Raw genomic sequence first — 8,450 nt, forward strand, 5'->3', positions numbered from 1 at the left:
GGGTCCCGGAGGACCGTCACCGCCGGGGCGTCCGGGACATGGCTGGGGCTCAGGTCTTGTGAAGCCCCCTTGCCGCCGATATGACGGCGAGGAGGAGCCCTGATACACCTCCCAGGGCCAGCACGGCTTTTTGGTAGGACCAGATATTGTGGGAGGTGATCTGAAAGACCGGGATCATGAAATTCAGGTAGTAGGCGAGAATGGGGAAGAGGATCAGGGCCAGGGCCAGGTTGGCGGACTGAAACACCAGGCTTTTTTTAAAGAACGCCGCGATGAAAAAGAGTAGGGTGTGAATCGTTCCCAGCCTTTCCAGGCGTGATTCGACTTCGTCCAACCGTGCCGCAATGGCCTTCACCTTATTTAGAGACTCTTTGAACTTCCCTGCAACCTTGGGATTTTCCCCTTCCCACTCAGAGTCTATCATACCACGGATTCGAAGAAGTTCCTGTTTGACCTCCTTTATCAGGAATTCATACCGGAAGCGGTTGGCCCAGGCGAGGGCCTTCTCCGCCCGATCATCCAGCTCCCGCAGGCTCATAGCGAGTTGCCTCTTGCGGCTCTCGATACTCCTCCGGCTCATCGTAACGATTGATTCAGCGTAGTGGATGATATCCAGGTGCCCGAAATAGCTGTTCACACGGGAAAGCTCCTCGATCTTTTGCCAGCGGGAACGGGCCTCCACCACCTCCTTGTCTTCTTCATCCAGCCATTGGACAATTCGGTCAAGGGCCTCCTTTCCGGTTTCCCGTGCACTTTCCGCCTTGCTCTTGGCTTCTTCCAGGAGTTCCTTGAGCCTGGGCTGAATGGCGTCGCTGTGAGCGGCGAGTTCCGGATCAATGAGGGCGTATAGATAAAACTCCCGGTTTCTGCGAATCAGCTTCACCAGTTGATGAAGGGCAACGGCCTCTTTCCCCTTTCTGAACCGGAAAATAATGTCCTGGTAGATGGCCTCGTAACAATAGGGATTGAGATAAAGGATTTTCCGGACCATTTCTTCGGCCCTGGCCTGGTCTTCGCTGAGATCATAGAGGCGGGAGAGGAGGAAGTGAATGAAGATCCGCTGCGGTGTGGTTCGGGTTCGCTGAAGGGCCTTTTTGAGATAGTACTTTGCCTGGGGATAGTCGCCCTTCTCGATGTAGAGAAAGGCAAGTGCTCCGTATACCCTATAATCCTGGGCGTCCCGGTTCAGGCAGTCCAGGAGGATGGATTGGGCCTGTTCAAGGTTGGAGACCCGGATACAATCCTGCCCGATCCAGAGGAGTCCGCTCCGGTCCTGTTCATCCCGGGCAAAGGGTCGTTCCTTGATCCTGTTCCAGTTTTCTTCCGAGGTTCCCCAAAGGGCCAGGAAAAACCGCAACTGGTACACGAGCTTGAGTTCGTAAAACCCTTGAAATGCCAGGAGGGTCGGATCTGTCGCCTCGGTGGAAAGTTTTGACAATTGGGCTGGATCAGGGAGTTTCCCATTCAGCAGATTGAAAAAAAGACGGTTGATTTCCTCTACGGGCCGATATCCCAGGCGGCTCAGGGCCTGGGTGATCTCTGTCAATCCTTTGGACGGGCAGTGGGTGGTTTGGTGCCTCCTGTCTCCGCAGTAGTAGCAAGGAGAATATTCTCCCTGGATCAGGGCTCCCTGGTAACGGAAGAGGGGGGGGTCCCCATCCCCCGCGTCTCCAACAGAGATCTTTACAAAGGATCGGGGCTGATTGGGATCCGGCGCCGGGCGGATGGAGATGTTGGCGGTATGCTTGATGTGGGCGTGGGCCCTGCCGCTGATATAGACTTCCCCCGGTTCAAACTCTTTCCAGTTTACTGCAAGATCATCCAGGACCAGGTTTCCACCCCGGAGGTAGGACCCCGCGTCGATCAGGATCTGGATCGGCACGAATGGGGCCGCATCGCGACCCAGGTTGATCTTGAGAAATTCAAAGACCCTCTTGGCCAGTGTGAGGGAAAAGGCCGCCTTGCGGACAATGAGGGCCACGGATTTGTCCGGGAGGGTCAATTCCGTTTCCACCTGGTCTCCCCAGAGATGATTTTTCCCGCTCAGGAATCCGGACCAGGTTTTCAAGAAATTTTCCTTTCCAAGATTGAAAAGGGGGCGAAGATAGACCAGCGTCTTGATCAGGGGATCAAAGTCGACCCCTTCATCCCAAAGCACCTTGAAAAGGGTGAATCCTTCCGGGAGGGCCGTATCCGCCGGGATCGGGAAAGGCTCCAGCCGGACCGATGGCAACGCCCGGACCTGGTCCCAGACCTGCAGGGAAATGACGATCTGGTCCCCCTTGACCAGGGGAAGGAATTTGGCGGCCATGTTGACTACGTCGCCGAAGATGTCCCTTTCCTCCACGATGCCCTCGCCGAAGTGGACGCCGAGCCGGATGTGAATCTGGTCGCCCGGGGCCTTGCCCCGGTTATGATTCCGGAACCTCTCCTGTATCTTGATAGCCGCCTTGAGGGCCTCCGCCGCGTTTAGGAAGTAGGCCATCACGGCGTCGCCGAGCATCTTGACGACGATCCCGCCGTGTTCGATGATAGGGGGCGAGGCGAGATCCTGATGTTTTTTCAACATCTTCCTGCCCGCAATATCCCCGTGGGAGCGGAAAAAATTGGAAGATCCCACGATGTCCGTAAAGAGGACCGCCATCTTCTTGATGGACTCCCGGGGATATCCCCCCACGGGTCTCGGGGGATTGAAGCGGGTGTTTTTTGTTGGATTTTTGGGTGACATTGTCTCGAATAATCTTGGTCTTTGTCCCACTCAGGGAATGGGAGGGAAATCCTTACCTTCAGGATTGTTTTCAAGGGCCGGGGGCAAAGGTTCCAGGGTGCATGTATGAATGGATCCCATCACTACCCCTCTTGATACCCTGAACCCTGAAAGCAACCGGCAATATCTGATAGTCGTTGCTTGGTTTTTCCCCCTCCCTTACAAAGAGGAAGAGGGAAACCTCCGGACCCCTTTCGGAAGATTTCCCGGAAAAAATGAATATGGAACCTGCACTTCTATAATCGACCAGGCACCCTGAAAACTTGAGATGGGACCGTTCCATGGATTGACCGTTTAGGCGGGTTGAGGTACCTTGGCACTAAGCCATGGGATCCTTTAGGCCCCCGCGGACCGTTACCATGTCCAGGGGCACCTTTCTCTGGGGATTCCTGGCGCCGGGGAAAGGATGATCCTGTTACTGGTCATGCGTTTGCTCCTGGTCGAAGACGATGAGAAGATCGCCTCCTTTGTTTTGAAGGGATTGAAGGAGGCCGGGGCAGGGGGGTTAGAGTGTGAGGGGCTGGATCTTGCAGGGCTACTCAGGGATGCATGCGCCCTTTTCGACCCCATCGCCGAAGAGAAGGGCGTCGGGATCGTGCTGGAGGTCCCCAAGGAATGTGCCTTCCAGGGTGATATCCGGAAGCTTCAGCGGATGGTGGCCAATCTGTTGGATAATGCCCTGAAATACACCCCTGGCGGTGGAACCGTCAGGATCTCCCTGGAAGATGGCGCAGGGCGGATAGTCCTATCCGTTCAAGATACCGGTATAGGCATCACCCCGGAAGACCTTCCCAGGATTTTTGATCGGTTTTACCGCTGCGATGAGAGCCGTTCTCAGGGAGGAGTGGGCCTGGGTCTCAGTTTCGCCCTCGCCGTGGCCCGGGCCCACGGCGGGAATATCCGGGTTCAAAGCACCCCTGGAAGGGGCAGCACCTTTTCCGTTTTTCTTCCTCGATCCAATTGTTCCCAATAACCCATACCTTCCTTTTCCGAACATTATCAAACGATCATTTTGCCGTCATCCAGCCGTAAGGTTCCCGGGCTATTGAGTAAGGAGCCCCCATTAACGCCTGGAGGATTTCGCCGGGTGCCTTCAATAGGTGTTTCATCCGGGTGAATCAGAAATCCCGCCCTGAAGTGTGGAAGGAGAAGGAGCGATCGCCGCAGCCGGATTGAAATACAGGATGGAGGGAGAGATGACGACAAGAACGATCCATTCGATCCATCAGATCTTTAATGATGTATCCATAAGGGACGCCTTTTTTAAATTTCGCTATGGCCTTGTCTTTTGTGCCTTTCTTTTCCTCGTCTCACAAGTTCGGAGTTCCTGGTTCCTCCCGGGTTTCCTCGTCGCCTTTTGCGGTGAACTGATCCAGATCTGGTGCTTCGCCGTCCTGGAAAAAAATACCAGGCTCACCACGAAAGGGCCTTACATGTTCGTAAGGAATCCCATGTATATCGGTAGGTTCTTCCTGGTCTTGGGATGTCTTCTCTTAACCGGCCACGTCCGGGGGGTACCCATACTTATCCCGCTTTATTACTTCTATGCCGTGAATCGCACGAAACGTGAAGAGACGCGGTTACTGGCCCTTCACGGTGAGACCTACCTGCGTTATTGCAGGAAGGTGAACCGCTTTCTCCCGGGCCTGAAGGGCTTCGAAAAGGATTCCCTGTTCCATTTCAAATGGGACCTGCTAATGGTAAATCACGGACTCCATAATTTGTCGGCCATGCTGACCTGTTTTTTCGTCCTCTACCTTGCCGCGCAAAGATAAGATGGTTCTTTTGAATTTGGAATAGCCTCCGGAGGCCTAACCTTTTCGCTCAACTGTGGACAGCCATCCCCCCTTTCAGTTAAAATCACCTTGACTTTTCCAGGGTTCTCCGGTTAATAAGACACCCCGGCAATGAAGTCTGCCGTTAACCGCCCTCCTCCCTGGAAGGCTGATGACTTCTACCTCGGTCTTTAAAGCCTTTGCAAAATGCCCGTTGCGCGTTTTCAAGGGCCTACTTTCAGGGGTAGGGGTCCCCCTGGGTACCTGCCCCACCTGATCGAGTCAGGTGGGTTTTTCATTTTAGGCCCTGCAAGGATCATCCCCTGGCAGGGCGTTTTTTTTGGAGACAATCAATGGCCGTAAGCATTTCGATCATTATTCTTTTTGGTTTGGGCGCGGATTATCTGTTCAGGCGAATGAAGCTCCCCGGCCTCGTTGGGATGCTGATTGCGGGTATCCTGGCAGGGCCCTATGTCCTGAACCTTTTGGCCCCCGAGATGATGAAGGTTTCCGGGGACTTCCGGAAAATCGCCCTCATCGTTATCCTCCTCAGGGCCGGGTTCGAACTTCACCGCGACACCCTGAATCGGGTAGGCCGGGCCGCACTCACCATGAGCGCGGTTCCTGCCCTGTTTGAGATCGCGGGGGTCATCCTGGTAGCCCCACCCTTGCTTCACATCAGCCTCCTGGAGGCGGCGATCCTGGGATCGATCCTCGGGGCCGTCTCTCCCGCCGTGGTCGTACCCCTCATGATCGACTTCATGGATCGGGGGCGTGGTGCCAAAAAAGGCATTCCCACCCTCATCCTTGGAGCCTCTTCTGTGGACGATGTTTTCGTGATTGTGCTCTTTACAGTGTTCATGGGCATGTACGGAGGAGGGGAGGTAAATGTCTGGGCAAAGCTTGCAGAGATTCCAGTAAGCATCGTGCTCGGGATCCTTGTGGGCCTGGTGCCCGGTTATCTCCTTTACTACCTTTTCAGGAAGTACGACTGGCGGCCTCCCAAGCGGACCATTGTGGTCATGGGAGTCGCCATCCTCCTTACGTGGATAGAGAGTGCCGTAGAGAGGTGGGTCCCGATAGCCAGTCTTTTGGGGGTCATGGCTATAGGTTTCGTGATCCTTGAAAAATCCGAACCCATCGCCCACATCATCTCCCAGAAGCTTAAAAAACTCTGGATGTTCGCTGAGTTGCTACTCTTCGTCCTGGTAGGGGCCCAGGTGAACATCCACGTGGCCTGGAAGGCGGGCCTGGCGGGCATCCTGGTCATTTTCGTGGGGCTTATGTTTCGGAGCGTGGGGACCTGGATCTCTCTTGCCGGCACTCCCCTGAGCATCAAGGAAAAGTTGTTCTGTGTCGTAGCATATATTCCCAAGGCGACTGTACAGGCGGCAATCGGCGCCGTCCCCCTCGCAGCGGGGGTGGCCGCGGGAGAGGTGATCCTGGCCGTGGCCGTGCTCTCCATCCTCCTTACCGCTCCGATAGGAGCAATCGGAATCATGGTGCTGGGAGAGAGGGTCCTCGACCGGGGAGAGAGGTCTTCCTACCGGTTCAAGGAGCTCCGGGAGAAGATGGGGCTTCCCCGGGTGGGGGAGCGCGTGAGGAGCAAGAAATACGGTACGGTCTGGAAGGTGATCGAGGAAAAGGAGAGCTGGATCGAGGGCCCGGAAGACACACCCAGTTCCGGAACGATCCCCTCACAGATCCCTGCCATTTCCCTGCGTTACTGGAAGGAAGGGAGTGGGGACGGTCCGGGGACGGGAAAGACCATGATCTATCGCTACAGTCAGGTGGATCCTTCCTTTGGGGATCACTGGGAAATCATTTACGACTGGTGACGGATCGCCCCTTCGGGTCATCTTCAAGAAAAGAAGGAGCGGTTCAGCAAAAGCCGGAGTTACTGGTCTAAGGTCTTTCGGATGGTCATGGCGAGTTTTTCCAAGGTGAAAGGCTTTTTGATGTAAGGGCCTGCACCCAGCATCTGGGCTTTCCTCACCCGGTCGGTCTCGGAAAATCCGCTGGTGATCACCGCCTTTTGCCCTGGGTGGCTGGAAATGATCCGCCGGAAGGTTTCAAGCCCATCCATGCCGGGATCCATGATCATGTCCAGCACTACAAGGTCGACCCTGTGGTTTGCAAGATACTCTAAGGCCTCTTCACCGCTTGCCACCGCCTTGACTCGGTAGTTCAACCTCTCAAGCATTGCCTGGGCCAATTCGCGCTGGTCGGCTACATCGTCGACCACCAGGATCGATTCCCCCTTCCCGCGATAATCGTCGAGGACCGCACGGCGGGCAGGGACATCGGTCTTCTCGCGAGTGGCGGGAAAGTAAATCTCGAAGCGGGCCCCTTCGCCGGGATGGCTCAAGAAACGAATGCAGCCCTTGTGATCCTGGACGGTCCCCCACACCACAGACATGCCGAGATCCGTGCCGCGGTCACCCGGAAGTTCGAGCGCTTATCGCGTTTTTAGGGGTTCACTGGATGAAGAATTGGAGGATATATCTCAGGGCGAGAATGGTGATAAGGAGCCCCAGCATTGCCTTGATGAGTTTTTGGGGAATAAATTTTTGAAGGCGTGCCCCGCAATACATCCCCGCGAATCCACCTGCCCCGAAAAGGAGGCCCAGGGCCCAGTCGGGCCGGGTGGAGAGATGGGGGGAAAGGGGGATCAGGCTGTAAAATGAGACCCCTGCTATGGATGTTAGAAAGGTACCCATGAGGGCCGCGCCTGCTACAGTGTAGACGGGTAGATTGAAAACCGCCACGCAGAAGGGGGCGATGATCGCTCCTCCTCCTATCCCATAAGTGCCCCCGATGATGCCCACGACCAAAGCCAGCAGGAACATGCCTGCCGTATGGAAACTGAACCGCTGTCCCCAGAACTCGTACTCCACAAGGGTAAGGGAGGTGGAAAGGGTTCGAATTGCGGCCTCCCTGGGTAGTCCAGCTGAGACGCGGGCACGCCCCTTCGCCTTCAGCCGGGATACGTGCAGGTTGAATTTGTCATCCAGGGCTTTCATGCCCTCCTTGCCTTGCTGGGAACGGGGTGTCATTTCATAGAGAAGGCGTATGCCTATGTAAAGCAGGACACAGCCCATGAAAAACTTGAAGGCCCCTGGATCAGGGAGGTACCGGACCCTGAGATAGTATCCCAGAAAGACCCCCGGCAGCGTTCCCAGGATGATCACCCATGTAAGGGGCCAGGCCATGCGACCTTCCTTGATGTAACGGTATACCCCGCTCGGGATGGCCACGATATTGAATACGAAATTGGTGGCACTGACTGAAGGAGAAGTGAAATGGAGGAAACTGATCTGGAATGGCAGGAGAAGAAAGGCCCCTGAGACACCCCCCATGGAGGTGAAAAAGGATACGACAAAGGCCACGGCCGGGGGCAGAACCACCCAAGTACTCACCCCGGATACGGCGAAGTGGGTATAAAGCCAGTCCATGGATGAATTACTCCTCTTCCCGGAGCAGGGTCTCTCCGGGAATATAAGTGTTACAGAAGTCGGGATTGCATATCTGAAATCGAGACAGGAAGACCGACACTCCGGGATTCCCTGACCCATGTTCTAAGAAAACGGCTTGCCTTTTCATCAATCAATAATCCTACCCCGCCCTGGCGCAGGGAAAAAGGGTGGGGCTGAGAGAACGAGAGAAATTGATTCGTTTCTGTATTCCGGACAAACAGGAAAGGACACCTTGTTAATGCGGCCTTTCCTGTTAACCCAAATTATGCGTGTTGTTCGCAAAAGCCCCTCACATGCAAAAATCGTCGTAACTTGTTGCCTGAACATTGCAAATCGACACAAACAACTTCCTTCCAGCACCTTCCCGGAGAAATCCCTTTCTCCATGTTTTCCCCAGACAGAGAATGGACACGGGTTCGATTCCTTCCGCCA

General features: G+C 55.2%; 6 protein-coding genes. 3 read left to right on the top strand and 3 right to left on the bottom strand.

Annotation, left to right across the window (positions count from 1 at the left end; all coding sequences use genetic code 11):
- Nucleotides 1-49 precede the first annotated feature (49 nt).
- A complete protein-coding gene (locus JRF57_05535) occupies nt 50-2,728 on the bottom strand; it encodes a hypothetical protein (GenBank protein MBW2303158.1) in 2,679 nt (892 codons plus the stop codon).
- A 445-nt stretch (nt 2,729-3,173) separates the two neighbouring features.
- Between JRF57_05535 and JRF57_05540 the strand changes: the two genes are divergently transcribed.
- From JRF57_05540 to JRF57_05550, 3 genes are all read left to right on the top strand, one after another.
- The gene (locus tag JRF57_05540; GenBank protein MBW2303159.1) at nt 3,174-3,740 is read left to right on the top strand and encodes a HAMP domain-containing histidine kinase; all 567 of its coding nucleotides are present in this window, start codon (nt 3,174-3,176) and stop codon (nt 3,738-3,740) included.
- Nucleotides 3,741-3,963: 223 nt separating this feature from the next.
- Nucleotides 3,964-4,542, top strand: a complete 579-nt coding sequence (locus JRF57_05545; GenBank protein MBW2303160.1) for an isoprenylcysteine carboxylmethyltransferase family protein — start codon at nt 3,964-3,966, stop codon at nt 4,540-4,542.
- A gap of 353 nt (nt 4,543-4,895) precedes the next feature.
- Nucleotides 4,896-6,380 carry a sodium:proton antiporter gene (locus JRF57_05550; GenBank protein ID MBW2303161.1) on the top strand — a complete coding sequence of 495 codons (1,485 nt, stop codon included), beginning with the start codon at nt 4,896-4,898 and terminating at the stop codon, nt 6,378-6,380.
- Between the two features lie 59 nt (nt 6,381-6,439).
- Here JRF57_05550 and JRF57_05555 read toward each other — a convergent pair whose 3' ends face one another.
- Nucleotides 6,440-6,961 carry a response regulator gene (locus JRF57_05555; GenBank protein ID MBW2303162.1) on the bottom strand — a complete coding sequence of 174 codons (522 nt, stop codon included), beginning with the start codon at nt 6,959-6,961 and terminating at the stop codon, nt 6,440-6,442.
- Between the two features lie 58 nt (nt 6,962-7,019).
- On the bottom strand, nt 7,020-7,997 hold the full coding sequence (locus tag JRF57_05560; GenBank protein ID MBW2303163.1) for a sulfite exporter TauE/SafE family protein: 978 nt from the start codon (nt 7,995-7,997) through the stop codon (nt 7,020-7,022).
- Nucleotides 7,998-8,450 lie beyond the last annotated feature (453 nt).

The organism is Deltaproteobacteria bacterium, assembly GCA_019310525.1.
GTDB lineage: Bacteria > Desulfobacterota > DSM-4660 > Desulfatiglandales > HGW-15 > JAFDEE01.